The sequence below is a fragment of the Bradyrhizobium sp. CSA112 genome (assembly GCF_029051645.1).
Taxonomy (GTDB): Bacteria; Pseudomonadota; Alphaproteobacteria; order Rhizobiales; family Xanthobacteraceae; genus Bradyrhizobium.
On record NZ_JAACFS010000012.1, the window covers coordinates 149535 to 174860 of the forward strand.

Here is a 25326-nt window from a genome sequence, read left to right on the forward strand (position 1 = left end):
GGGAACATGTTGGATGATTTCATTGGTTAATTCGCCGCCCTGAGCCCCCTATGCCCAGTTTGTTCCGCTTTCTGACGGTCGTCGGCATCATTGCCGGGGTAATCTATGGCGCCATTTTCGCGCTGGCGAATTTCGTCAACCCAAAGCCCCGGGAAATGACCGTCACCATCCCCGCAGACAAGTTCCTCAAGAAATAGCCGCTATCGTCTGATTTGTGGACGAGACGAACTCGGGGAGAGGCATTGCGAGATGTCGGGGGCAATGCGTTCCAGCAAGACAGCCACAGACGCGAAACTGACCAACCTGTTCCTCGATATGCTCGCGGCGGAACAGGGAGCGGGCGACAACACGCTCGACGCCTATCGCCGTGACCTCACGGATTTTTCCGAATTTCTCGGCCGCGCCGGCCAGAACTTCACCGGCGCGGGAACCGACGTGCTGCGGGATTATCTCGCCGACCTCGACACCCGCGGCTTCAAATCCGCCAGCGTGGCGCGCCGGCTGTCGGCGATGCGGCATCTGTTCCGCTTTCTCCTGAGCGAGCGCATCCGTAGCGACGATCCGGCGGCGATCCTGTCCGGCCCGAAACGGGGCCGCGGGCTGCCGAAGGTGCTGTCGATATCGGACGTCGACCGCATGCTGACGCGGGCCAAGGAATTGACCGAGGCCGAGAACGCTTCGCCGCAGCAGCGGCTGCGCGCGATGCGGCTGTATTGCCTTCTGGAAGTGCTCTACGCCACGGGCTTACGCGTCTCGGAGCTGGTGGCGCTGCCGCTGTCGGCGGCGCGCCGCGATATCCGCATGATCGTGGTGCGCGGCAAGGGCAACAAGGAACGGCTGGTGCCGCTCAACGAAGCGTCGCGGCAGGCGATGGCCGACTATCTCGCCGCGATGGAAGCGCTCAGGCCCGAGAAGAAGAAAAGCGCCGCCCGTTCGAAATGGCTGTTTCCTTCCTTCGGCGAGAGCGGCCATCTGACGCGGCAGCACTTTGCGCGCGACCTGAAGGAACTGGCCGCGGCATCGGGTCTGGCGCCGCGGCTGGTCTCGCCGCACGTGCTGCGCCACGCCTTTGCCAGCCACTTGCTGCACAACGGCGCGGACCTGCGCATCGTGCAGACGTTGCTCGGCCACACCGACATCTCGACGACGCAGATCTATACCCATGTGGTCGAGGAGCGGCTGAAGAGCCTGGTGCGCGACCTGCATCCGCTGGCGGAGAAGTAGGGGCTCTTGCCCCGGACGCTGCGCAGCACGCAGTGATGCGCTGCTGATCCGGGGCCTACATCGGCGGTTAACAATGGGTCCCGGCTCTGCGGCGCGGCACCATAGCGCGTCGAAGACGCGCGTAAACGCGCTTATGGCGCCGCACCGCGTCCGGGACACTGAGATTGTCCCCGCGTGCTTGATCCGCCTTGACTTCCGTGCCGTCTCCCCCGAAAGAGCCGTTTCCCGCCGCGGCTTGTTTGGCGCGCTTTTGGCAAACCGGGTCATCCGGACCGAGATGCGCGCTAAATCATTGAAGATGCGTGCTTTCCTGGAGCGAGTCGAAAACTGCTTCGCCTCAGAGCGCGTTGTTACCTATATTGTCTTGATGCCGGATCAGATGCGCAGTTATCTCGACTTCGAAAAACCAGTCGCCGAACTAGAGGCCAAGGTCGATGAATTGCGCGCGCTGGCGGCGTCCGGCAGCGACATCGGCGATGAGATTTCGCGCATAGAGGACAAGGCGCAGCAGGCGCTGGCCGACCTCTATGCCAATTTGACGCCGTGGCAGAAGACGCTGGTGGCGCGCCATCCGCAGCGCCCGCACTTCACCGATTTCGTCAACACGCTGATCACGGAATTCACGCCGATGGCGGGCGACCGCAAGTTCGGCGAGGACGAGGCGCTGATGGGCGGCTTCGGCCGCTTCCGCGGCGAGAGCATCTGCGTGGTCGGCCAGGAAAAGGGCGCCTCTACCGAGGGCCGCATCAAGCATAATTTCGGCATGGCCCGCCCCGAAGGCTATCGCAAGGCCGTCCGCCTGATGGAGATGGCAGATCGCTTCGGCATTCCCGTGCTGTCGATCGTCGATTCCGCCGGCGCCTATCCCGGCATCGGCGCCGAGGAACGCGGCCAGGCGGAAGCGATCGCGCGCTCCACTGATGCCTGCCTGTCGCTCGGCGTTCCCAACGTCGCGATCATCACCGGCGAAGGCATGTCGGGCGGCGCCATCGCCATCACCACCGCGAACAAGGTGCTGATGTTCGAACACGCGATCTACAGCGTGATCTCGCCGGAAGCGGCCTCCTCGATCCTGTGGCGCGACGGCACCAAGGCGCAGGAAGCCGCGACCAGCATGAAAATCACGGCGCAGGACATGCTGCGGTTTGGCGTCATCGACCAGATCCTGAACGAGCCCGCCGGCGGCGCCCACCGCGATCCGGCCGCGATGATTTCGGCCACGGGCGATGCCATCGCCGAGGCCTTCAACGACCTCCGCAATCTGGACTCGGATAGCATCCGCCGGCAGCGGCGGCAGAAATTCCTCGATATCGGCCGCAAGCTCGGCTGATAAGCCGACGCCTCCCCGGCGAGGTCAGCCGGCTCGGCATCCCAATCGTTAACGCCGCCTTAATGGTGCTTTATTTCGCCGAATCACCTGATTCGGCCCTAATTAGGCCCAGACCCCGGTCTTTAAACTCTGTTGACCATGCCTGCCGTGGAAGCGGCTGGCTCATCGCGTTCGGGTTGCGGCGCGGAAGGTCAAAGGATACTATTTTATGCAATGGCTTCAGGGCATGTTCGCTGTGATTTGGGGTGCGAAAATGCCCGGTGGGTGTGGAGCTTAGCCTTTGATTAACCGCTCGCTGGTTCGCGCGCTTCTCACGTCGGCTGTCCTCGCGGGCACAGGCGTGCTGATGGCCGGCTGCAACACCGACGACATCTCACTTGCCAACAACGCCAAGGCCAATCAGCCGGTTCCGCCAAAACTGATCGCCGACATGGCGGCGAAGGACATGGACCTGCAGTCGCCGATCCTGGTCCGGCTGTTCAAGCAGGAAGCCGAACTCGAAATCTGGAAGCAAGACCGCTCCGGCCGCTTCGCGCTGCTTAAGACCTATCCGATCTGCCGCTGGTCGGGCGATCTCGGCCCCAAGGTCCGCGAGGGCGACCGCCAGGCGCCGGAAGGTTTCTATTCGATTTCGCCGGCGCAGATGAACCCGCAGTCGGCCTATTATCTCTCCTTCAACACCGGCTATCCCAACGCGTTTGACAAGGCGCTCGGCCGTACCGGCTCGCAGTTGATGGTACATGGCGACTGCTCCTCGCGCGGCTGCTACGCGATGACCGACGAGCAGATCGCGGAAATCTATTCGCTGGGCCGCGAATCCTTCTTCGGCGGCCAGAAGTCGTTCCAGTTGCAGGCCTATCCGTTCAAGATGACGCCGGCCAACATGGCCAAGCACCGCAACAACCCGAACATGCCGTTCTGGAAGATGATCAAGGAAGGCAATGATCATTTCGAGGTGACGCGGCAGGAGCCGAAGGTCGATTTCTGCGAAAAGAAATACGTGTTCGATGCCGCCAAGCCGCCGAACGCGACGCGCGAGCTGGTGTTCGATGCCTCTGCCAAGTGCCCGGCCTACGTGATCCCACAAGAAGTCGCCGACGCCGTGCGCGAAAAACAGGCCACCGACCTCGCCGAGACCGCACGGCTGATTGCCAAGGGAACGCCGGTGGCGCGGACCAACACGGGTATCGACGGCGGCATGCACCGGGTATTCGCGGCGCGCGTACCCGAGGGCAATACCGGCCTTTCGGAGCCCGGCGACGGCTCCTTGTCGCTGATGGCGCGGGCTCCCGGCACCATTCCTTCCCACGTCAACCCGCCCAAGGCGCCCGCCGAGAGCCGCACGCCTTCGGAGAATCTGCTGACGGGCGCGCCGGAACAGCCGAAACTTGTTGCGGCGCCGGCTCCCGCTTCCGCCCCGACGCGGGTCGCCAATGCGGCGCCGGCGGCGCAGGATGACGGATTCTTCTCCAATCTTGCCCGCAAGGTCGGCCTCGGCAGCGCAGCCGACGCCACCGCCAGCACGCCGCCGTCGAAGCCGAAGGCGCCCGAGGCCAAGCGAAACGAGCTGCCGCGGCCGGAAGCTGCAGCGCCCAAGACCACGGCGCCGAAGCCCGACGCCAAGCACGATGCAAAGCACGCCGCCGCCAGCCGACCGCCGCTGAAGCCGTCGGTGTCCGACACCCCGGCCCCCGCCAAGGACAGCCAGGTCTCTGGCTCCGCGCCGATCGTGTCGTCGAACTCGTTCGACAGCCGCTTCGGGGCGGTGAAGTAGGATACGCCGGCGCGCCTTCGCGAACTACCCAACAGCAAAAAGCAGCCGTCATGCTTCGCGAAAGCGAGGCAGTATCGAGACTACTGACATTTACGGTGGCAGCGCGGCGTACTGGGGTCACCCGCTTTCGCGGATGATGGCCCAACAGCACGGGCTGCTGCTCTTCCGGCGGCACGATCTCGGCGCGTATCAACTGCGCCGTCCGCACCCTCTTGCCGCCGAACACGCTGTGTTCGGCTTTCCCTTTATTGATGTGGCCGCCGAATCGGGGCGCTGTCGTTTCCTGCGACACGAGCCGCGGGGCTAACGGCCCCCTTCGCGGCTGACATGTCGATGGACGGCGCCCGGCGGCTTGCAACGATCACGATGGCGCAGACCGCATAAGAGCACACCCCCAGCGCATAGGTCTTGGCGATGCCAAACTGGATCGACAAGGCCATGCCCAGCACCGACGCGAGCATCGACGTAATTCCGTTGGTGCTCCAGAAAAACGGCAGCAGTTCATGATGACGTCGCCAGACACCGAGTCCGAGCGGGAACATCATCCCCATGCAGAATGCAGGAGGAGCCAGCAACAGAACGGAGACCAGAATACGCATGTCGGTTGACAGCGACCGCGCCCAGGTGGTGATCAGCGGCGTCAGCAGCCCTGCCACCACGAGCGTGGTGAAGAGGGCGGCAATCCTGAAGGCGGTGACGCGTGATCGGGAGGAGGTATCCGCACCGACCGTGGCGCTGCCAATCCCGCTGAAGAGAAGAATTGTGAATAGCACGACACTCAGGCCGTAGACGGGATGTCCGAGAAAGACCATCAGGCGCTGCATCTGCGATATCTCGATCAGCATGAAGCCCATCCCGATCGCACTGAAATAGGCCACGGGCGGCGTCAGCGTCGCCATCGGCATCCGCCTCGCCAGACGGAGGAAGGGCAGCACGATGTAGTATCCGCAAGCGCAAAGCGCCACGATGATGAGCAAGCCGGTGATGCCGATCGCGGCATTGTTGCTCATGATCTCCCAACCATGCGTGCTCACGAAATCGCTGAAACGCGACGTATAGAAGAAGAACGGATTGTCGTCCGTCGAAGCAGCGATGTTTTCCGGCAGCGAATCGAAGAAAGCCTGGTCCGCCTTGTCGGACAGCAATGTCGAGGTGACGGCATCGAAGGTGACGTCCGGCCCCAACAATATCTTGAAGCCCTGCGCCTGAAGTCTCTCTCGCGCGCCTTGCCATTCTGCGTCGCTGAGCGCGTCAGGCCGGGTAATCACCGTCACGATGCCGCCGACGTTGACCGCGACGACGTGATGCCGCAGCTCCCCGGCCGACACTCCTTTGCGCTGCAGCGCGCTCGCGCCAATTGCGATCAGTCGGTATAGCTCGCCACGGTGCTTCTCGGCATCGTACCAGCGTGATACCGACAACAGCCCGCCGGGCTTGAGCGCGCGGTAAAAATCATCCCACGCCTCCACGGTATAGAGACGATTTTCGGTGAGCGTCAGGCCACCGGCCGCCGTCGCCGCCCAGGTGTCGATGAGTGAAATCTGCACCAGGTCGTACCGCTCGGGCGAGTGGTTGATGTAGCTTCGCGCCTCGGCATTGACCAAGGATACGCCGGGCTGGCGATCGAGATGGCCGGAGAAATCGGCAAATTTTTCGGTGAGCACCTCGAAGATCGCCGGGTTGATCTCAATTCCGCGAATCCGGCTGGCGCCGAAGAGCAGACCGGAAAGGATGTCACGACCGCCGCCTACGCCGACGACAGCGACGTCGGCCGCCGGCTGCACAAGGTAGGCTGCATTGATGACGTCATCTTTCAGGTAGGCGAGCTTTCCGATATCGCCATCGTACCTGGTGATGACGGTGCCGGCGTCGGCATCGATGTCGAGGTAGTGTTGGTCGACCCGGGCATCAGGAGTGCGGGCCAGACCCCAGCCAAACGGGACCTTCCCGGCCAATTCGCGCACCCTTACCCGCGAATAGGTATTCCAGCGTTCGAACAGCGTGCCGGTCTGTTCAGCGCCCTTGGCCCAGAACACACCGAGATGGCTTCGACCGGTCAGGTCAAGGCCGGAGTGCACGGTGGCCGCGACGGCCAGCGTCAGCGCGACAGCCCCGCTCAAACGTACACTGCGGACGTCTTCGCTGCGCCTCACGACGATCCAGCCAACGCCGGCAGCGATGGCTCCGATCCATAGAGTGGCGCTTACGGGATCGATCACCAGCAGTACGAAGATCACCCCGAGGCACCCAACTGCGGCGCCCAGGAGATCGGCTGCATAGAGCCACCCGCCGCCATATGGCAAACGCGTCAGCAGCAGCGTGATGCAAACCCCGCCTTCCGTGAACGGAGCCACGAAGGCGATGAGCGCCAGTCCCAGAGCGAGGGGTACATTTTCTGCGGATACAACGAGCGGCACGCACAGGAAGACGATCATTGCGCCAACGCTGCTGAGTGCGAACCATGATGCATGGCGGGCGAATTCGATTCCGACCCGCTCGGCGTCATAACGGGCGGGTTTGCCGTACACCTCCATCGCTCCGCGCGTAAGCCCGAGCATGGCAAGTGAAATGGCGGCAAATGCGAAATGATGATGGAGCATAACGCTGAAGAAGCGCGTTATCAGTATCTGGTAGGAAAGCGTCGCGGACGCCAGCACAAAGATTGCCAGATAGTAGCGACCGGGAATCTTGGATATGGATTGCAAGTCGCTGCCCTCTTGGTGGAGCCCTGATGGGTTCTATTGGGTGCGCTTTGACCAACTCGCGCTACACACGATCGCCGGACAACTCCTAATAACCCGTTGATACGCCCGCACAGACTGAATTCTGCGAGCATTCCTCCTATATTCAGGCTCCGATTGTAGCAGCGGGCGGCAACCGGCTTGCAGGAGTGGGCTCCACTGTCAGATGAAAACGTAAAGGAGCCGGCGCAAAGCGCCGGGCCCGCCTATGCGTCAGCGCAAGCTCAGGCGTACTTGCCGTGGCAGTGCTTGTACTTCTTGCCGGAGCCGCAGGGACAATCCTCGTTGCGGCCGACCTTGCCCCAGCTTGCGGGGTTTTTCGGATCGCGATCGGCGGCAATGGCCTCGGGCACCAGCGAGACGTTGGCAAAGGCCATCTCGTCTTCGCCGGTATTCGGATCGAACTTGTGCGCTTCCATCGCCGGCAGCACGGGCTGTTGCTCTTCCGGCGGCACGATCTCGACGCGCATCAGTTGCGCCGTCACCGCCTCGCGCAGATGCGCGGTCATCGCCTCATACAGCCCGAAGGCTTCCGACTTGTATTCCTGCAACGGATCGCGCTGACCGTAGCCGCGCAAGCCGATCACCTGGCGCAGATGATCGAGCATGATCAGGTGCTCGCGCCAGAGGTGATCCAGCGTCTGCAGCAGGATCGTCTTCTCGACGTAGCGCATCACGTCGGGACCCCATTGCGCGACCTTGGCCGCCATGTGCTCGTCGACGCGCTGCTCGATCCGTGTCAGCAATTCCTCGTCGGCAATGCCCTCTTCCTTGGCCCATTCGTCGACCGGCAGGTCGACGTCGAGCACGCGCTTCAGTTCTTCCTTGAGGCCCGCGACATCCCACTGCTCGGCATAAGCGTGTTCCGGCACATGCTTGACGACGATGTCGTCGATGAAGTCATGACGCATGTCCGCAACCATTTCGGCCACGCTGTCGCTCTTCATCAGCTCGACGCGTTGGTCGAAGATGACCTTGCGCTGGTCGTTCTGAACGTTGTCGAACTTGAGCAGGTTCTTGCGGATGTCGAAGTTGCGGGCTTCGACTTTCTGCTGCGCCTTTTCCAGCGCCTTGTTGATCCAGGGATGGATGATGGCCTCGCCCTCTTTCAGGCCGAGCCGCTGCAGCATGGTGTCGAGCCGGTCGGACCCGAAGATCCGCATCAGATCGTCTTCCAGCGACAGGAAGAACTTCGAGCGTCCGGGGTCGCCCTGACGGCCGGAACGGCCGCGGAGCTGGTTGTCGATGCGGCGGGATTCATGCCGCTCCGAGCCCATGATGTAGAGCCCGCCCGGCCTGGTGATGGTCTTGGCCGGCTTGTTGCCCTTGGCAGGCTCGACTTCGATGACGTCCTCGGATTTCAGCACGATCTCGCGGAAGCGTTCGATGTCGGCCTTGATCTGTTCGATCTTTTTGGCCTTCTCGGCCTCGTCGGTAATATCAGCGGTCTCCTGCTGGATCCGCATCTCGAGCGAGCCGCCGAGCTTGATGTCGGTACCGCGACCGGCCATGTTGGTTGCGATCGTGATCGCGCCGGGGACGCCGGCTTCGGCGACGATATAGGCTTCCTGTTCGTGGAAGCGCGCGTTCAAGACCGCAAACAGCTTTGCAGGCTTGCCGGCACGCGCCGCGGCGTAGAGCTTCTCCATGCTGGATTGCGAACCGAAATCGATCTGCTTGTAGCCGTGCTTCTTCAGGTATTCGGCCAGCACTTCCGACTTTTCGATCGAGGCGGTGCCGACCAGTACCGGCTGCAGCCGCTTGTTGGCACGTTCGATCTCGGCCAGGATCGCGGCGTATTTCTCGTTCTGGGTGCGGTAGACTTCATCGTCCTCGTCGAGACGCGCGACCGGCACGTTGGTCGGGATTTCCACGACCTCGAGCTTGTAGATGTCGAACAGTTCGTCGGCTTCGGTCAGCGCCGTACCGGTCATGCCCGCGAGCTTTTCGTACATACGGAAATAGTTCTGGAACGTAATCGAGGCCAGCGTCTGGTTTTCCGGCTGGACCTGAACGTGCTCCTTGGCCTCCAGCGCCTGGTGCAGGCCCTCGGAATAGCGGCGCCCCTGCATCATGCGGCCAGTGAATTCGTCGATGATGATGACTTCGCCGTCGCGGACGATGTAGTCCTTGTCGCGGTTGAACAGCGTATGCGCGCGCAGGGCCTGGTTGACGTGGTGGACCACGGAGACGTTCTCGACGTCGTAGAGCGATTCGCCCTTGAGCTGGCCGGCATCGCGAAGCAGGTTTTCGAGCTTCTCCATGCCGCCTTCGGTCAGCGTCACCGTGCGCTGCTTCTCGTCGACCTCGTAATCGGTCTTGTCGAGCTTGGGGAAGAAGGTGTCGATGGTGTTGTAGAAATCCGAGCGGTCGTCGAGCGGGCCGGAGATGATCAGCGGCGTGCGCGCCTCGTCGATCAGGATCGAGTCGACTTCGTCGACGATGGCGTAGGAATGGCCGCGCTGGACCATGTCCTCCAGCCGGTACTTCATGTTGTCGCGCAGATAGTCGAAGCCGTATTCGTTGTTGGTCCCGTAGGTGATGTCGCGCGAATAGGCTTCCTTGCGCTCGGCGTCGTCGAGACCGTGCACGATGACGCCGACCGTCAAGCCGAGGAAATTATAGATCTGGCCCATCCATTCGCTATCGCGGCGGGCGAGGTAGTCGTTGACGGTGACGACATGGACGCCCTTGCCGGCGAGCGCGTTGAGATAGACCGCAAGCGTGGCCACCAGCGTCTTGCCTTCGCCGGTCTTCATCTCGGCGATGTCGCCCTCATGCAGCACCATGCCGCCAATCAACTGGACGTCGAAATGGCGTTGGCCGAGGGTGCGCTTGGCAGCCTCGCGCACGGTGGCGAAGGCCGGAACCAGGATATCGTCGAGCGTCTTGCCGTCGGCGAGCTGCTGGCGGAACTCGGCGGTGCGGGCCTTCAGCGCCTCGTCGGAGAGCGCAGCGAGCTCGGGCTCAAGCGCGTTGATGGCGTTGACGCGGGACTGATATCCCTTCACCCGCCGGTCGTTGGCGGAGCCGAAAAACTTGCGGGCGAGCGCGCCGATCATGCCAATTCCTGCCTTTGCCGTTACTTGCGTTGCAAGCCGTGACGTGGTCCACCAAGTTGCCTATCAACTCACCGTGACGCGTCGCGGCAAATACCCCGTTCCGGGGCCACATCCGCCTAATGAGTGGGAATTAAGCAATCCAAGGTTCAACGGCAAAAAGCGCAGTAAAATAAGCGCTATCGCCGCCGTACGATCCGGCACAGATATGGCTGGGTTGGGGCCTTGTCAACGTGGGTCCATCTGTCAAGGAATTCATCATTTTGACAGACTTTTCGCGTTGCCAAGGCCGCATGATTGGGCGAGTGTCCCGCCGCTTTGCCGCCCCTCTTCAAGACAAGGATTTTCCATGACCACCTCGTTCCCGGAAACGAAGACCGGCCTGCGCTTCGGCGTGGCCTCCCTGGCCGTAACGGCCTGCCTGGCCGCGGTTCTTGCCGCCGGCCTGCCGGTTCGCGCCCAGGACAACCCCGTTCTCGCCAAGGTCAACGGTGCGGAGATCCGCCAGAGCGATGTGGCGCTCGCGGAAGAGGAACTCGGCCCCAGCCTCGCGCAAATGGACCCGGCGACCAAGAAGGACAATGTGCTGGCCTTCCTGATCGACCTGAAAATCGTCGCCAAGGCCGCCGAGGACAAGAAGGTCGAGAATTCCGAAGACTTCAAGAAGCGTCTGGCGTTCACGCGCAGCCGCCTTTTGATGGACAACCTGCTGGCTACCGAGGGCAAGGCCGCGACCACCGATGAGGCCATGAAGAAGGTCTATGAGGAGGCCTCCAAGCAGATCACCGGCGAAATGGAAGTCCACGCCCGCCATATCCTGGTCGAGACCGAGGACGAGGCCAAGGCGATCGCGGAAGAGCTGAAGAAGGGCGGCGACTTCGCCGAACTGGCGAAGAAGAAGTCCAAGGACCCCGGCGCCTCCGATGGCGGCGATCTCGGCTTCTTCACCAAGGAACAGATGGTGCCGGAATTCTCCGCCGTCGCGTTCACACTCGAACCCGGCAAGATCTCCGATCCCGTCAAGTCGCAGTTCGGCTGGCACCTCATCAAGGTCGAGGAAAAGCGCGCCCGCAAGGCGCCCGACTTCGAGCAGGTCAAGGCCCAGATCGAGACCTATGTGACGCGCAAGGCGCAAGCCGAATACGTCGCCAAGCTGCGCGAAGCCGCCAAGGTCGAGCGCATGGACAAGCCGGCCGAGGCCGCCAAGCCCGCGGACTCCAAGATGGCGCCGCCGAAGAAGTAAAAAATCGCTGTCACTTCTGCGAGACCGATAGTATCTACCATCGTCATGGCCGGGCCGAAGCGCCCGGCCGTTCCATGTCCGGGGACCGCTTATCTGGCCCTGAAGACGTCGATGCCGGCGCAGGTCCGGCGATGGTTGATCTGGCCCGAAGAAGGTGCTCGCATGTCCGCTTCCGTCTCCCCCCTCGCCCCGACCGATGTCCCCGAGATGCCCGCGATTGCGGGTGTGAAGCTCGCGACGGCCGCCGCCGGCATCCGCTACAAGGGGCGAACCGACGTGCTGCTCGCCGTCATGGACAAGGGCACCACGGTCGCCGGCGTGTTCACCAAATCGAAATGCCCGTCCGCTCCGGTTGAATGGTGCCGCGCCAAGCTCGGCCGGGGACAAGCCCGCGCGCTGGTGGTGAATTCCGGCAATGCCAACGCATTCACCGGCAAGACCGGCAAGCAGTCGACGGCGCTGACCGCGCAAACCGCCGCGAAGGCGGTTGGCTGCAGCACCGGCGACGTGTTCCTCGCCTCCACCGGCGTGATCGGCGAACCGCTCGACGCCACCAAATTCGACGGTGTGCTGGCGACGCTGGCCGAAGCTGCGACGCCCGACCACTGGATGGACGCTGCCAAGGCCATCATGACCACCGATACCTTCCCGAAGGTCGCAACCGCCACGGTGAAGCTCGGCAAGGCCAAGGTGACCATCAACGGCATGGCCAAGGGCGCCGGCATGATCATGCCTGACATGGCGACCATGCTCTCGTTCGTGTTCACCGACGCGCCGCTGTCGTCCGCCGTGCTGCAGTCGCTGCTCAAGAGCGGCGTCGAGGATACTTTCAACGCCATCACGATCGACAGCGACACCTCGACATCGGATACGCTGCTGGCCTTCGCCACCGGCGCGGCCGCCGACGATGGCGCGCCAAAGATCAACCGCGCCAGCGATCCGCGGCTGAAGGCGTTCGCCAAGGCTTTCCAGGGGGTGCTCGCCGACCTTGCCGAACAGGTGGCCCGCGACGGCGAAGGCGCGCGCAAGCTGGTCGAGGTTATCGTCGAAGGCGCGACCACCAAGAACTCCGCGCGCAAGATCGCGATGTCGATCGCAAATTCGCCGCTGGTGAAGACGGCGATCGCCGGCGAAGACGCCAATTGGGGACGCGTGGTGATGGCAGTCGGCAAGGCCGGCGAGCCCGCAAACCGCGACAAGCTTTCGATCTCGTTCAACGGCATTCGCGTCGCCAAGAGCGGCGCGCGCGATCCGTCCTACAGCGAGGCTGAGGTTTCCGAGGTGATGAAAAATCCGAAGATCCAGATCAAGGTCGCGCTTGGCCTCGGCAAGGGCCGCGACCGCGTGCTGACCTGCGACCTCACCAAGGAATATGTTGCGATCAACGGCGACTACCGCTCGTAGGCGAGAAAGCGGCGCATGGCTGACATCAAGCTCACTCTCGTGGTCGCCTGCGCTCTCGTCGATGCCGACAAGCGCGTGCTGATCGCGCAGCGGCCGGTAGGAAAGGCGCTCGCCGGCTTGTGGGAATTTCCCGGCGGCAAGGTCGAGCCCGGCGAACGGCCGGAGCAGACCTTGATCCGCGAACTGCATGAAGAGCTCGGGATCGAGGTCAGCGAGCCATGTCTCGCGCCGCTGACGTTCGCGAGCTACGCCTATGACAGCTTCCATTTGCTGATGCCGCTCTACATCTGCCGGCGCTGGGAAGGCATGGTGATCGCCCGCGAGGGCCAGCAACTGGCGTGGGTCCGCGCCAACAAACTGCGCGACTACCCGATGCCGCCCGCGGACATTCCGCTGATCCCGCATCTGATTGATTTGTTGATGTAGCGGGAGGGCGTTCCCCGGATGCTGCGCAGCACGAAGTGATGCGCTGCTGTTCCGGGGTCCATCGTGGGTCCCGGCTCTGCGGTGCATCGCTTCGCGCTGCACCGCGTCCGGGACACGATCACTCCCCCTTCACCTTCTTCACCGCCGCCTCCAAACTCGCTTTCGCCGAGCCCGGCCGCAGCGCCTCTTCGGCGGCACGCAGAGCCCAGACACAAAAACGCGAAAACAACCCCATGCAAAGAAGAATGGGGCCGGCTCGCCGCACGCGTGCTGCTTGCGTCCGGGGCACGAGAAGAAAAATGGTCCGTCGTCACGACCCAACCTACGGTGTGGACTCATAACGCGCAGCAAACCACAGCCGAATGGATGAAAGCTGGACGAAGGCAAGGTAATTGGCGGCGAGCTTGTCGTGGCGTGTCGCGACCCGATGACATTCGCTTGGTCCGATCGAAGAACCGCTCGACTCTGTTAGGAGCGCGGTAGAGATAAGGGGCTGAAGCAGATTGCTCACGCGGCTTGTTGGGCAGCACCGGCTATGGCAACCCATTCACAATCGGCGAGTTCATAGCGCATGATCAGAGCCTCCCATATTTCGGAGTTTGGATCACAGGCGTCCGGCCAAACGCAACGCGCCTGGTCCTGGCTCGGCTTCGGCGCTTTCGGGGTAAAGCCGACATCGACTAGTCCACACGCGCCGGCGAATCTGCCGAAAATGACCCAAAACGGAAGTACGATGATCGGCGAGACGCGTCACGTAGCCAAGGGCATCCTGGAAATGCTGCCCACCGATATCGTCAATCCAAAAAGGCGATTACCGTAAGCAGGGGAGATCTCAGAGCAAGGAATTCAGGACTGTGGTTTTCGCTTTCAGGCTGGTTGGCGAACTGGTTTACTAACGCGATGTCCGTCATAACCCTCCGCGAGATCACCGCTGCAACCGTGCGGGTGATTTGCGCATTGGAAACAAGAGAGGAGCAGAAAAGCTTTGTCGCCCCCAATGCACTCTCAATAGCGCAAGCGTATTTCGAGCCGCGAGCCATCTTCAGGGCAGTATACGCAGATGAGGTACCGGTTGGCTTTGTGATGTGGAAGCCAACCGATGAGGCGGAAGTTGCCTATCTTTGGCGGTTCATGATCGACCATAACCACCAAAAGATGGGACACGCAAAACAAGCCATTACGCAGCTGATCGATCTTCTCCGCGATGCTGGCTACCGACGAATGCAGACGAGCGTCGTGCTCGGCGATGGCGGTCCGCTAGACTTCTATCGTTCGATCGGATTCGTTGAGACTGATGCGACGCCAGCAAACGGAGAACGGGTTCTAACGCGCAGGTTGTAGAATTCTGTATGATTCAGCTGCTGGCCTGAATTGTTAGTTGGCGGCCTCTTTCAAATACTGGAGCGCATTTCGCCTTTTGACCCAAGGCGGACCTCAGATGGTGATGTGGTCACCCCTGCTTCGCCATTCGCTTGGGCGGAGTGTCTGGCGGCAATGAGACCCAGGGGTGGCGTGACTCCTCCCACACCGAGACGGTCGGCGCGGGAAAATTCGGGTCGGCGAAGTTTCCGATGGCGACAATGACGTACCCAGGAAAGCTTTCGCTCTCCCAGTAGACCGTGGAGCCGCATATCGGACAGAAGTGAAAGGTCACCACGTTCCCGCTTTCGGCTGTCCGATTCCACGTCGTAGCCTTACCGGTGAAGGTGACCTGCTCGCGCCGGAAGCGCGCTTGGTTGCTAAATGCGGCGCCAGTACGGCGCTGGCACGCCAGACAGTAACACATGGAGATACGCGCCGATTCGCGTTCGACCGTAAGGTGAAGCTGCCCACAGCTGCAGGCGGCGTGTCGGGTGGTCATGGCTCAAATCCTCGGCTGTTGATAGGGGCAGAGTGTAGGCTGGACTTGAGAACAACGCACCAGACGCAGCGGGGTCGCGCCCGCTCTCCTCTTGATGCCTCGGGTCACTTATCGCGCAGCCGAGAAGGGTGCTGCGACAACGAGCGTTCTTAGGGAGACGGCGAGCAGCTAGGATGTGTCAGCAATTGGCCCTTCGCGACATATTGCGCCGCGGCGCGAGCCTGGTCGCAAACTGGGCAAAGCGGACATAGTCTTCGTCGCGTCACGCCGACGGGTTGTGGGTACACGGCCTAATCTCATCCCGCCTTGGGTTGTCTACTTGGGAGCAGTTTTCTTCACCGCCGCTTCCAGGCTTGCCTTCGCCGACCCCGGCCGCAACGGCTTTTGCTGGCTCTCATGCGGCGCCCAGCCTGACAGCCAGATCACGTCGAAGGTTGCGCGGATGCGGCCATCAGGATCAGCGAAACGTTCGCTGTAAATCTGCGCCATCCGCAGCATGGTGGCGCGGCGGGTCGGCGTTCGCCGCCGCTCGATCAGAATATTGCTCGCGCCCATCCGCCTGAGATCGGCCATCAGCGCGAATGCGCTGTCGTAACGCACCACGACACGATCGACGTCGGTGACCGGCAGCGCAAAGCCGGCGCGCTGCAGCAGGCCGCCGATATCGCGCAAATCCGCAAACGGGGCGACGCGCGGCGAGACCCCGCCTTCGCACTCGGCCTCCGCCGCGGCAAAGGATTGCCGGAGCTCGGTCAGCGTATCGCCGCCGATCATCGCCGCCAGCAACAGCCCGTCCGGCTTCAACGCGCGGCGGATCTGCGCCAGCACGCCCGGCAAATCGTTGACGAACTGGAACGCCAGCGCGGAAACGGCAAGATCGAGGGATTCCGGTTGCAGCGGAAGGATCTCCGACTGACCCCATTCAATTCGCGCGATCGACTGGAAACGATCGGCCAGCGGCTTTTGCAGCAATTCGCCTGGCGTCCAGATTTCGGCCACATTGGCAAACCTCCGCGTCACCGCCTGCAGTCGCTCTTCGAAATCTTCCCGGATACGATCGAGCAAAAACGTCACCGGCCCGCCACGCCGCGCGCGGTCAAGTCGCGCGCGCAGCAGCGCACGGTCGAACAGGATGGGCGCAGCGGTCGGGTTCGAAACCATGCGCGGTTGGTACGCCGGCCGCCCATATCTGGCAATGCCGCGCTTGAGCCGTACGCGGCACAGCGCTAGCCTCACCCCATGGACGCCGAGGCATCACCACCACGCTCCATCTCCAGCCATCTGCGCGGCGCGCTCGGCGCCTGCCGCGACGCATTCGCGCATCTTCCGAAGCTCGCGCTCGACATCGCGCTGCCGACGCTGTGCGTTTCCTGCCGTGAGCCGGTCGATGGCGAGGGCGTCTGCGCGGCGTGCTGGGCCAAACTGTCGTTCATCGCGCCGCCGTTCTGTCCGCGGCTCGGCATTCCCTTTGTGTACGATCCCGGTCCGGAATTGCTGTCGATGGAAGCGATCGCGAGCCCGCCGGCGTACCAGCGCGCCCGCGCCGCGGTGCGCTATGACGACGTCGCCCGCACGCTGGTGCATTCGCTGAAATATCAGGACCGCACGGATCTGGCGCCCGCGATGGGCCGCTGGATGGCCCGCGCGGGGCAGGAATTGCTCGCCGAGGCCGACGTGCTGGTGCCGGTTCCCCTGCACTGGCGACGCGGCTGGAGCCGCCGCTACAACCAGTCCGGCGCTTTGGCGCGGGTGATTTCGCGCCAAAGCGGCGTGAAACTGGTCACCGAGGCGCTTCGGCGCATCCGGGCGACCGAGCAGCAGATCGGGCTGTCCCGGCCGCAGCGCGCCAGCAATGTGCAGGGCGCCTTCAAAGTTGCCGCCGACCGCATGGCCGATATCCAGGGCCGCCGCATCATCCTCATCGACGACGTGCTGACGTCAGGCGCCACGACCGACGCTTGCGCCCGGGCGCTGCTGCGCGCCAAGGCCGCGCAGGTTGACGTACTGGTATTCGCGCGGGTTGTGGACAGCCACCGGGCTCCCATATAATTCAAAGACTTGTAATTCAAGAACTTGCCAAATCAGAGCGCGCCATGACTGCCATTGAAATCTACACCCGCCCGGGCTGCGGCTATTGCACCGCCGCCAAATCGCTGCTGACGCGCAAGAATGCCGCGTTCATCGAATTGAGCGTGGCGACCGACCCCGCCTATCGCGCGCAGATGTACGACCGCGCCGGCGATGGTTCGACCTTTCCGCAGATTTTCATCGGCACAACCCATGTCGGCGGCTGTGACGAGCTTTATGCGCTGGACCGCGCGGGCAAGCTGGATGGCTTGCTGGCGGGAGAAGAGGCCTCCTCATGAACGCTGGCTCGACCTTTACCGCTGCCATGGTGCAGATGCGCACCGGGCTGTTGCCCGAGCCGAGCCTCGAGCAGGGCATCGGGCTGATCCGTGAGGCCGCCGCGCAAGGCGCCGACTACGTGCTCACTCCCGAGGTGAGCAACATGATGCAACTGAACCGCAAGGCGCTGTTCGAGCATCTCGCCACGGAGCAGGACGACCTCTCGCTGAAAGCCTATCGCGCGCTGGCCGCGGAACTGAAGATCCATCTCCATATCGGCTCGCTGGCGCTGCGCTTCTCGCCGGAACGCGCCGTCAATCGTTCGTTCCTGATCGGACCTGACGGCAATTTGCTCGCCAGCTACGACAAGATCCATATGTTCGACATCGACCTGCCCGGCGGCGAGAGCTATCGCGAATCCGCCAATTACCAGCCGGGCGAGACGGCCGTGATCTCGGATCTGCCGTGGGGCCGCATCGGACTGACGATCTGCTACGACGTGCGTTTTCCGGCGCTCTATCGCGCGCTTGCCGAAGCCGGCGCGTCGTTCCTCACGGTGCCGTCTGCGTTCACGAAAAAGACCGGCGAGGCGCACTGGCACACGCTGCTTCGCGCCCGCGCCATCGAGAACGGCTGCTTCGTGTTCGCCGCAGCGCAGGCCGGCATGCACGAAAACAAGCGCGAGACCTACGGCCATTCGCTGATCATCGCCCCCTGGGGCGAAATTCTCGCCGAGGGCGGCGCCGAGCCCGGCGTGTTCCTCGCCGCGATCGATACATCCAAGGTCGAGACGGCGCGGAGAGCCGTGCCGTCGCTGCAGCATGGCAGGCGCTTCGGCATTGCCGACCCCAAGGCCGGCCCGGAGCATCTGCACCTCGTCCGGGGCTCGGCATGATCCGCTACAACCTTCGCTGCGAGCGGGGCCATGCTTTCGAAAGCTGGTTTCAGAGCTCGGCGGCCTACGAGACCCAGGAAAAGCGCAAGCTGGTGAGCTGCCCGGCCTGTGGCTCGGTGAAGGTCGAGCGCGCCATCATGGCTCCGCAGATCGTCACCCGTAAAGGTCGCGAGGCGGCCGTGCCCGCGCCGGCCGCGCCCGCGGATGCGCCGGCATCGGAATCGACGCCACTGTTGATGGCGCAGGAGCGCGAGCTGCGCGCGAAGCTGAAGGAATTGCGCGACCACATCATCAAGAACGCCGACAATGTCGGCGAGCGCTTCCCCAACGAGGCGCGCAAGATGCACTACGGCGATATCGAACATCGCCCGATCTACGGCGAGGCCTCGCCAGATGAAGCGCGCGCGTTGATTGAAGAAGGCGTCGAGGTCTCCCCACTGCCGGTGCTGCCGGACGATCGGAATTGACGCGTAAAGCGGTTTCGTAGGGTGGGCAAAGCGAAGCGTGCCCACCATTGTCTCACGCGATTAAGAATGGTGGGCACGGCGCAAATGCGCCTTTGCCCACCCTACGGCCCCCGAATTACACCGCCACCAATAACGCCACGCCGGCCACGATCAGGACGATGCCGGATAGTTCACGCGCCGATAATGGCTGCTTGAACGAGTAGTACGACACCGCTTGCGCGAACAGCACCTCGACCAGCGCCAACGTGCGCACATTGGCGGCCGCCGTCAGTGCAAATGCCAGGAACCAGAACTGCGAGGCGAACGCACCCATGAAGCCCGCAAGCATCGAGGGTTTCCATAGCCCCAGGATTTTCTTGAGCACGTCGGGCGCGCGGACCAAGAGATAGACCGTCAGCACCAACGTCTGCACGAACAGTCCGAACACCAGCGTGAACGACGCCGCCGTCACAAAGGAGACGCCGGGCACCGTGATGATTGCGCCGCGAAAGCCGATCGCCGAGAGCGCGAAGCAACCGGCGGCGACCAGGCCGATGATGGTCGGCTTCAACTCGGCAAAGCCCTTTCCTCCACCCGGCCGCAGCGCGGTGATGACCACGCCGATGGTCGCAATCATGATTGCGACCACTTTCAACAACGTCAGGTGATCGCCGAGGAAAATGAATCCGAAGATCGCGGTCTGGATCGCCTCTGTCTTCAGATAAGCCGTGGTCACGACGAAGGAGCGGTCGTTCATAGCGAGCAGCATCAGACCGGTGGCGACGATCTGACTGAGCGCGCCCAGCAGCAGCCACGGCCAGAATATAGCTGTCGGCCACGGCACGCTGTCGCCAGTAAAGGCAATCACTACGGCAAAGAAGACCAGCGAGAACGGAAAGCCGAACAGGAAGCGGATATTGGTCGCGCCCCAGGTCCCGAGCGGCGCTGTCAGCGACCGCTGCATCGCATTGCGCGCGACCTGCCCAAGCGCAGCGATGATGGTGAAGGGAATCCAGAGGGAGGCGACGGAGAGCATGGGAAATACCGGCGGGAGGCTATCGTACCGTGCCGGTCGGGATGCGTTAGGTCAACGGGAGCAGCGTCATGACAGGATTGCGCGCACGCCACAAACCCGCTGTCGTCCCTGCGAACGCAGGGACCCATACGCCGCGGCTTCTCAATCTTATTCCGCGGGTCGACGGCTTTCGCGCAACAACAAACAGATGTGGTTATGGGTCCCTGCGTTCGCAGGGACGACGATAGATATGGGGCTAACTACACCCCCTCCGCCACCACCATGTAGTTCACGTCCATGTCGGACGAGATGCTCCATCGGTCGGCGAGCGGGTTGTAGATCACGCCGGCCTGCTCGGTGATGGTGAGGCGGTTGTGGGCGAGATGCTGCGCGAGTTCGTCCGGGGTGACGAATTTGTCCCATTGATGGGTGCCACGCGGCAGCCAGCGCAGCACATATTCCGCGCCGACGATCGCAAGCGCAAAACTCTTCCAGTTGCGGTTCAGCGTCGAGACCACCATCATGCCGCCCGGCTTGACCATTGCCGCGCAGCGCGCAAGGAACGCGCCGACGTCGGTGACGTGCTCGATCACCTCCATCGCCAGCACGATGTCGAAGCGCTCGCGCACATCCATCGCCTCGACAGTGGTGCAGCGGTAGTCGATCGACAAATGCCCCTTGTCGGCATGCAGCTTGGCGGCGGCGATGTTGGTGGGAGACGGATCGATCCCGATCACCTGTGCGCCCAGCCTCGTGAACGGCTCGCACAGCAGCCCGGCGCCGCAGCCGATATCGAGGATGCGCAGGCCCGACAGGCAGCTCAGGCTCCTGGCGTTGCGATCGAACTTGCGGCAGGCGGCATCACGGATATAGGCGAGCCGCAGCGGATTGATCTTGTGCAGCGGGGCCATCTTGCCCCTGGGGTCCCACCACTCCTCCGACAATTTCGAGAATTTTGCGACTTCAGCCGGGTCGACCGTGCTGCCAGTGGCGGCGGAAGCGTTTTGCTGCATGGCCATGACTTAGGTACCGGCCGGTCGTGCCGTGATGGCATTGCGAAATGTCAGCGGCGACGCAATGGTGTCGAGGGTCTTGCCACCCTCGCCGACCCCAAAGACCGTCACGTCGCCGTAGTTGAGGAGGCGGCCGAGGATGCTCTGGTTGACGTCGACGCTCTCGACCTTGTCCACACTCATCTCGAACGTCTGCCGCTGAATAAAGCCGGTCTTGTGGACGATACGGAAATTGGTGACGTCGGTCTCGGTGGTCCATCGATGGAACCAGGCGGTGGCCGTTTTGTACAACGCAGCGATGGCTGATATCCCCGCCAGCGACAGACAGATCAGCACGGATGGGCCCGCTGGCACCATACCCGAGATCACCAGGAATACGCCCGCTACAATCCAGCCAATGATCGCCGGCAAGAAAAATATCCAGTGCGCGTTGGTCGAATACAGCACCCTTTCCCCGGGCTGCAGGATTTCGTCGATATAACGGCCCATACGCCTGCCTTGAATTAACCCGCTACCACAGCAATTTTGCGCCAATTTGGGCCGAAAACGAAGCTGGTTGCTTGCTCCGGACCGCGCCGCTATGTATACGCCGCTTTTGGCCCGGGCGCTCCAATTTCCGTGCGGGTCATCTAACTTATCCTCACAGGGAATGCACGCGTCGTCATGGGCCGCCTCGTGATGAAATTCGGCGGTACGTCCGTCGCCAATATCGACCGAATCCGCAACGTCGCGCGTCACGTCAAGCGCGAGGTCGATGCCGGGCATCATGTCGCCGTTGTCGTGTCGGCCATGGCCGGCAAGACCAACGAGCTGGTGGAATGGTGCCGCGACGCCTCGCCGATGCACGACGCGCGCGAATATGACGCCATCGTGGCATCCGGCGAGCAGGTCACGTCGGGGTTGCTCGCTATCGTGCTTCAAGGCATGGGCATCCAGGCGCGCTCGTGGCAGGGCTGGCAGATCCCGATCCGGACTTCCGACGCTCATGCGTCGGCGCGGATTCTCGAGATCGACGGCGCAGAGATCATCAGCCGTTTCCAGGACCGCCAGGAGGTCGCCGTCATTGCCGGCTTTCAGGGCATCAATCCGCAGACCAACCGGCTCACCACGCTGGGGCGCGGCGGTTCGGACACATCGGCGGTAGCGATTGCCGCCGCGATCCGCGCCGACCGCTGCGACATCTATACCGACGTCGACGGCGTCTACACCACCGACCCCCGCGTGGTTCCAAAGGCGCGGCGGCTCGACAAGATCGCGTTCGAGGACATGCTGGAACTGGCTTCGCAGGGTGCCAAGGTCCTGCAGGTGCGCTCGGTGGAACTCGGCATGGTACACAACATACCTGTGTTCGTCCGTTCCAGCTTCGACAAGCCAGAGGATATCGACCCGCACGGCACGCCGCCGGGCACGCTGATCTGCAGCGAGGAGGAAATCATGGAAAGCCACGTCGTCACCGGCATCGCCTTCTCCAAGGACGAAGCCCAGATTTCCGTACGCCAGATCGAGGACAAGCCGGGCGTTGCCGCTGCAATCTTCGGGCCGTTGGCGGAAGCCAACATCAATGTCGACATGATCGTCCAGAACGTCTCCGAGGACGGCAAGACCACCGACCTCACCTTCACTGTTCCGGCGTCCGACTATAACCGCGCCCGCGACACCATCAGCTCGGCCAAAGCCAAGATCGGCTACGCCCGGCTCGACAGCGCAACTGACGTAGCGAAGGTTTCCGTGATCGGCAGCGGCATGCGCAGCCATGCCGGCGTCGCGGCGCAGGCGTTCACCGCGCTGGCCGGGCGCAATATCAACATCCGCGCCATTACCACCTCCGAGATCAAGTTTTCGGTGCTGATCGATGCCGCCTATACCGAACTCGCGGTGCGCACCCTGCACACGCTCTACGGGCTCGACCAGGCTTAGAACAATTTTCTCTCAAATTTAGCGCATGGTCTGATCGCCTACGGCTATGGTTTGGCAGATCATGCGCTTCGCTGGCGCAGCATCGCTGCCCTGACACACACGTTATTGCTTCTGGCAGGCGTTTTGCTTGGCAAAGCAAGCCTCGATTGGCTATACGGCCTGTGAGGTGGGCGCCGCAAACTTGTGCCATGGTTTTGGCGATCCGATTCGGCCGGGATCAGGTGCCTGCGGCGGCGCCGAATGAATTAAATTTGTTGTTTTTCGTGCGTTTCACGCCAGCTACCGGCCACCCGGCGGGCTGGCCTTGCGGGGGAGGATACCAGCACATGCGGAGCGCGTCGGGAGGTCCCCGCGTCTTGTTGAGACGGCTCCGCGAAACCATGGCGGAGAAGGTCTCGGCCCAGGAGCGCCTGGACAAGATCGTGGTGCTGATCGCGGCCAACATGGTGGCCGAGGTCTGCTCCTGCTACGTGCTGCGCATCGATAACACGCTCGAACTTTATGCGACCGAAGGTCTGAACCGCGACGCGGTGCACCGGACGGTGCTGAACGCGCATGAAGGCCTCGTCGGCCTCGTCGCCAGCGAGGCGAGCCCGCTCAACCTCTCCGACGCGCAAAGCCATCCGGCGTTCTCGTTCCGCCCGGAAACCGGCGAAGAAATCTACCATTCGTTCCTCGGCGTGCCGATCCTGCGCGCCGGCAATACGCTCGGCGTGCTCGTGGTGCAGAACCGCGCCAAACGCACCTATGTCGAGGAAGAGGTCGAGGCGCTGCAGACCACCGCCATGGTGCTGGCGGAGATGATCGCCTCCGGCGAACTGGCGGCGCTGGCGCAGCCCGGCGCGGAACCGGCGGCGCGGCATTCCCTGCACAAGACCGGCGCGATCCTTTCCGACGGCATCGCGCTCGGCCATGTCGTGCTGCACGAGCCGCGCGTCGTCATCACCAACTACATCGCCGAAGACCTGCCGAAGGAAATAAAGAAGCTCGACGCAGCGCTGACCAAGCTGCGCGCCGACCTCGACCGCATGCTGGAGCGCGGCGACGTCGCCGACAGCGGCGAGCACCGCGACGTGCTGGAAGCCTACCGGATGTTCGCCAACGACCACGGCTGGTCGCATAAGCTGCATGAGGCGGTCGCCACCGGCCTCACTGCGGAAGCCGCCGTCGAACGCGTGCAATCCGATACCCGCGCGCGCATGCTGCGCTCGACCGATCCCTATCTGCGCGACCGCCTGCACGACCTGGAAGACCTCGGCCATCGCCTGATGCGGCAACTGGTCGGACAGGATCACGCGCCGTCGCGCGAACAGCTGCCCGAAAACGCCATCCTGATCGCGCGCGCGATGGGACCGGCGGCGCTGCTCGACTACGACCGCAAGCGGCTGCGCGGCCTGGTGCTGGAGGAAGGCACCGCCAACTCCCACGTCTCGATCGTGGCGCGCGCGCTCGGCATTCCCGCCGTCGGCGAAGTGCCGAACGCGCCCGGCATCGCCGATCCCGGCGACCCGATCATCGTCGACGGCACCTCGGGCTCGATCTATGTCCGCCCCTCGGCCGAGATCGAATCGGCCTACGCCGAGCGGGTGCGGTTCCGTGCCCGCCGGCAGGCGCAGTATGCCGCGCTGCGCGACAAGCCCTGCGTCACCAAGGATGGCCAACCGGTCGAGCTGATGATCAACGCGGGCCTTGCGATCGACCTGCCGCATATCGACGACACCGGCAGCGCCGGCATCGGCCTGTTCCGTACCGAGTTGCAGTTCATGGTCGGCCAGAGCCTGCCGCGCTCTTCCGACCAGCTTGCGCTCTACCGTACAGTGCTGGACGCCGCGGGCTCCAAACCGGTCACGTTCCGCACTCTCGATATTGGCGGCGACAAGGCGCTGCCCTATATGGAGACCGTGATCGAGGAAAATCCCGCGCTCGGCTGGCGCGCGATCCGGCTCGGGCTCGACCGGCCGGGATTGCTACGCGGCCAGATCCGCGCGCTGCTGCGGGCCGGCGGCGGCCGCGCGCTGAAGATCATGTTTCCGATGGTATCTGACGTCGCAGAGTTCGATTCCGCCAAAGCGATCGTTGAGCGCGAACTGACCTATCTGCGCCAGCATGGCCATGCGCTGCCGGAACGCATCGACGTCGGCACCATGGTCGAGGTACCGGCGCTGCTTTATCAGCTCGACGAGCTCCTCAAGAAGGTCGATTTCGTTTCGGTCGGCTCGAACGATTTGTTCCAGTTCATGTTCGCGGTCGACCGCGGCAACGCCAAGGTTTCCGAGCGGTTCGACACCATGTCGGCGCCGATCATGCGTGCGCTGCGCGACATCGTGCGCAAGGCGCAGGCGGCGAAGAAGATGGCATCGCTGTGCGGCGAGATGGCCTCAAAGCCGCTCGGCGCGCTGGCGCTGATCGCGCTAGGCTACCGCTCGCTGTCGCTGTCGGCCACCGCCCATGGTCCGGTGAAGGCGATGATCCTCGACCTCGACGCCAAAAAGGCCGAGGCTGTCATGATGCCACTGCTCGACGCGCCGGCCGGCAGCGTCTCGATCCGGCAGAAGCTGACGGAATTCGCGGAAGCAGAGGGGCTGTCGTTGTAGCGAGGCTCAGTCCCGACAACGCTGCCGCCCGCATCCGC

General features: G+C 63.1%; 21 protein-coding genes and 1 pseudogene. 14 read left to right on the top strand and 8 right to left on the bottom strand.

Annotated features, from left to right (window positions below; genetic code table 11):
- Positions 1-50 precede the first annotated feature (50 nt).
- The 4 genes from GWE18_RS21220 (at position 51) to GWE18_RS21235 (ending at position 4328) form a co-directional block, all read left to right on the top strand.
- Complete coding sequence (locus tag GWE18_RS21220; protein WP_275187648.1) at positions 51-197, top strand: histidine kinase; 147 nt, start codon at positions 51-53, stop codon at positions 195-197.
- A gap of 64 nt (positions 198-261) precedes the next feature.
- The gene (xerD, locus tag GWE18_RS21225) at positions 262-1224 is read left to right on the top strand and encodes a site-specific tyrosine recombinase XerD (RefSeq protein ID WP_275187687.1); all 963 of its coding nucleotides are present in this window, start codon (positions 262-264) and stop codon (positions 1222-1224) included.
- Between the two features lie 367 nt (positions 1225-1591).
- Positions 1592-2554 (top strand): acetyl-CoA carboxylase carboxyltransferase subunit alpha, encoded by a 963-nt coding sequence (locus tag GWE18_RS21230; RefSeq protein WP_057854980.1) that lies wholly within the window; start codon positions 1592-1594, stop codon positions 2552-2554.
- A 280-nt stretch (positions 2555-2834) separates the two neighbouring features.
- On the top strand, positions 2835-4328 hold the full coding sequence (locus GWE18_RS21235) for a L,D-transpeptidase family protein (RefSeq protein ID WP_275187649.1): 1494 nt from the start codon (positions 2835-2837) through the stop codon (positions 4326-4328).
- 245 nt (positions 4329-4573) lie between these two features.
- Here GWE18_RS21235 and GWE18_RS21240 read toward each other — a convergent pair whose 3' ends face one another.
- Together GWE18_RS21240 and secA are read right to left on the bottom strand one after the other, a co-directional pair.
- Positions 4574-6985 carry a hypothetical protein gene (locus GWE18_RS21240; protein ID WP_275187650.1) on the bottom strand — a complete coding sequence of 804 codons (2412 nt, stop codon included), beginning with the start codon at positions 6983-6985 and terminating at the stop codon, positions 4574-4576.
- A gap of 308 nt (positions 6986-7293) precedes the next feature.
- Positions 7294-10131, bottom strand: a complete 2838-nt coding sequence (gene secA, locus GWE18_RS21245) for a preprotein translocase subunit SecA (protein WP_275187651.1) — start codon at positions 10129-10131, stop codon at positions 7294-7296.
- Between the two features lie 346 nt (positions 10132-10477).
- On the opposite strand from secA, the gene GWE18_RS21250 reads away from it, so the two are divergent.
- The 3 genes from GWE18_RS21250 to GWE18_RS21260 all read left to right on the top strand — a co-directional run bounded on the left by GWE18_RS21250 (position 10478) and on the right by GWE18_RS21260 (position 13201).
- A complete protein-coding gene (locus tag GWE18_RS21250) occupies positions 10478-11371 on the top strand; it encodes a peptidylprolyl isomerase (RefSeq protein WP_275187652.1) in 894 nt (297 codons plus the stop codon).
- A 162-nt stretch (positions 11372-11533) separates the two neighbouring features.
- The gene (gene argJ / locus GWE18_RS21255) at positions 11534-12775 is read left to right on the top strand and encodes a bifunctional glutamate N-acetyltransferase/amino-acid acetyltransferase ArgJ (RefSeq protein ID WP_275187653.1); all 1242 of its coding nucleotides are present in this window, start codon (positions 11534-11536) and stop codon (positions 12773-12775) included.
- 15 nt (positions 12776-12790) lie between these two features.
- The gene (locus tag GWE18_RS21260; RefSeq protein ID WP_275187654.1) at positions 12791-13201 is read left to right on the top strand and encodes a (deoxy)nucleoside triphosphate pyrophosphohydrolase; all 411 of its coding nucleotides are present in this window, start codon (positions 12791-12793) and stop codon (positions 13199-13201) included.
- 322 nt (positions 13202-13523) lie between these two features.
- Here GWE18_RS21260 and GWE18_RS21265 read toward each other — a convergent pair.
- Positions 13524-13686: pseudogene (locus tag GWE18_RS21265) on the bottom strand (IS5/IS1182 family transposase); the annotation flags it as partial.
- 415 nt (positions 13687-14101) lie between these two features.
- Here GWE18_RS21265 and GWE18_RS21270 point away from each other — a divergent pair.
- Complete coding sequence (locus tag GWE18_RS21270; protein ID WP_275187655.1) at positions 14102-14542, top strand: GNAT family N-acetyltransferase; 441 nt, start codon at positions 14102-14104, stop codon at positions 14540-14542.
- A gap of 109 nt (positions 14543-14651) precedes the next feature.
- On the opposite strand, the gene GWE18_RS21275 is transcribed toward GWE18_RS21270, so the two are convergent.
- Both GWE18_RS21275 and GWE18_RS21280 read right to left on the bottom strand, forming a co-directional pair.
- A complete protein-coding gene (locus tag GWE18_RS21275; protein WP_342804279.1) occupies positions 14652-15062 on the bottom strand; it encodes a GFA family protein in 411 nt (136 codons plus the stop codon).
- Between the two features lie 315 nt (positions 15063-15377).
- Entirely contained in the window at positions 15378-16223 is an 846-nt protein-coding gene (locus tag GWE18_RS21280) for a methyltransferase domain-containing protein (protein WP_275187656.1), read from the bottom strand.
- A gap of 78 nt (positions 16224-16301) precedes the next feature.
- Here GWE18_RS21280 and GWE18_RS21285 point away from each other — a divergent pair, with 78 nt between their 5' ends.
- Genes GWE18_RS21285 through GWE18_RS21300 form a run of 4 tightly spaced genes read left to right on the top strand, consistent with a single transcriptional unit; the run spans position 16302 to position 18770 of the window.
- On the top strand, positions 16302-17111 hold the full coding sequence (locus GWE18_RS21285) for a ComF family protein (protein WP_275187657.1): 810 nt from the start codon (positions 16302-16304) through the stop codon (positions 17109-17111).
- Positions 17112-17155: 44 nt separating this feature from the next.
- Entirely contained in the window at positions 17156-17428 is a 273-nt protein-coding gene (grxC, locus tag GWE18_RS21290; protein ID WP_275187658.1) for a glutaredoxin 3, read from the top strand.
- Positions 17425-18303, top strand: a complete 879-nt coding sequence (locus GWE18_RS21295) for a carbon-nitrogen hydrolase family protein (RefSeq protein WP_275187659.1) — start codon at positions 17425-17427, stop codon at positions 18301-18303. Before grxC ends, GWE18_RS21295 begins: the two co-directional genes overlap by 4 nt.
- Positions 18300-18770 carry a DUF1178 family protein gene (locus tag GWE18_RS21300; RefSeq protein ID WP_275187660.1) on the top strand — a complete coding sequence of 157 codons (471 nt, stop codon included), beginning with the start codon at positions 18300-18302 and terminating at the stop codon, positions 18768-18770. The genes GWE18_RS21295 and GWE18_RS21300 overlap by 4 nt, the downstream gene beginning before the upstream one ends.
- Before the next feature lie 115 nt (positions 18771-18885).
- On the opposite strand, the gene GWE18_RS21305 is transcribed toward GWE18_RS21300, so the two are convergent.
- From GWE18_RS21305 to GWE18_RS21315, 3 genes are all read right to left on the bottom strand, one after another.
- Positions 18886-19785, bottom strand: coding sequence for a DMT family transporter (locus GWE18_RS21305; protein WP_275187661.1), 900 nt, complete (start codon positions 19783-19785; stop codon positions 18886-18888).
- A 239-nt stretch (positions 19786-20024) separates the two neighbouring features.
- Positions 20025-20783, bottom strand: a complete 759-nt coding sequence (gene ubiG, locus GWE18_RS21310; RefSeq protein WP_275187662.1) for a bifunctional 2-polyprenyl-6-hydroxyphenol methylase/3-demethylubiquinol 3-O-methyltransferase UbiG — start codon at positions 20781-20783, stop codon at positions 20025-20027.
- A gap of 3 nt (positions 20784-20786) precedes the next feature.
- On the bottom strand, positions 20787-21266 hold the full coding sequence (locus GWE18_RS21315) for a PH domain-containing protein (RefSeq protein ID WP_275187663.1): 480 nt from the start codon (positions 21264-21266) through the stop codon (positions 20787-20789).
- Positions 21267-21440: 174 nt separating this feature from the next.
- Between GWE18_RS21315 and GWE18_RS21320 the strand changes: the two genes are divergently transcribed.
- Both GWE18_RS21320 and ptsP read left to right on the top strand, forming a co-directional pair.
- Positions 21441-22694, top strand: a complete 1254-nt coding sequence (locus tag GWE18_RS21320; protein WP_275187664.1) for an aspartate kinase — start codon at positions 21441-21443, stop codon at positions 22692-22694.
- 326 nt (positions 22695-23020) lie between these two features.
- A complete protein-coding gene (gene ptsP, locus GWE18_RS21325) occupies positions 23021-25288 on the top strand; it encodes a phosphoenolpyruvate--protein phosphotransferase (protein ID WP_275187665.1) in 2268 nt (755 codons plus the stop codon).
- The last annotated feature ends 38 nt before the right edge of the window (positions 25289-25326 follow it).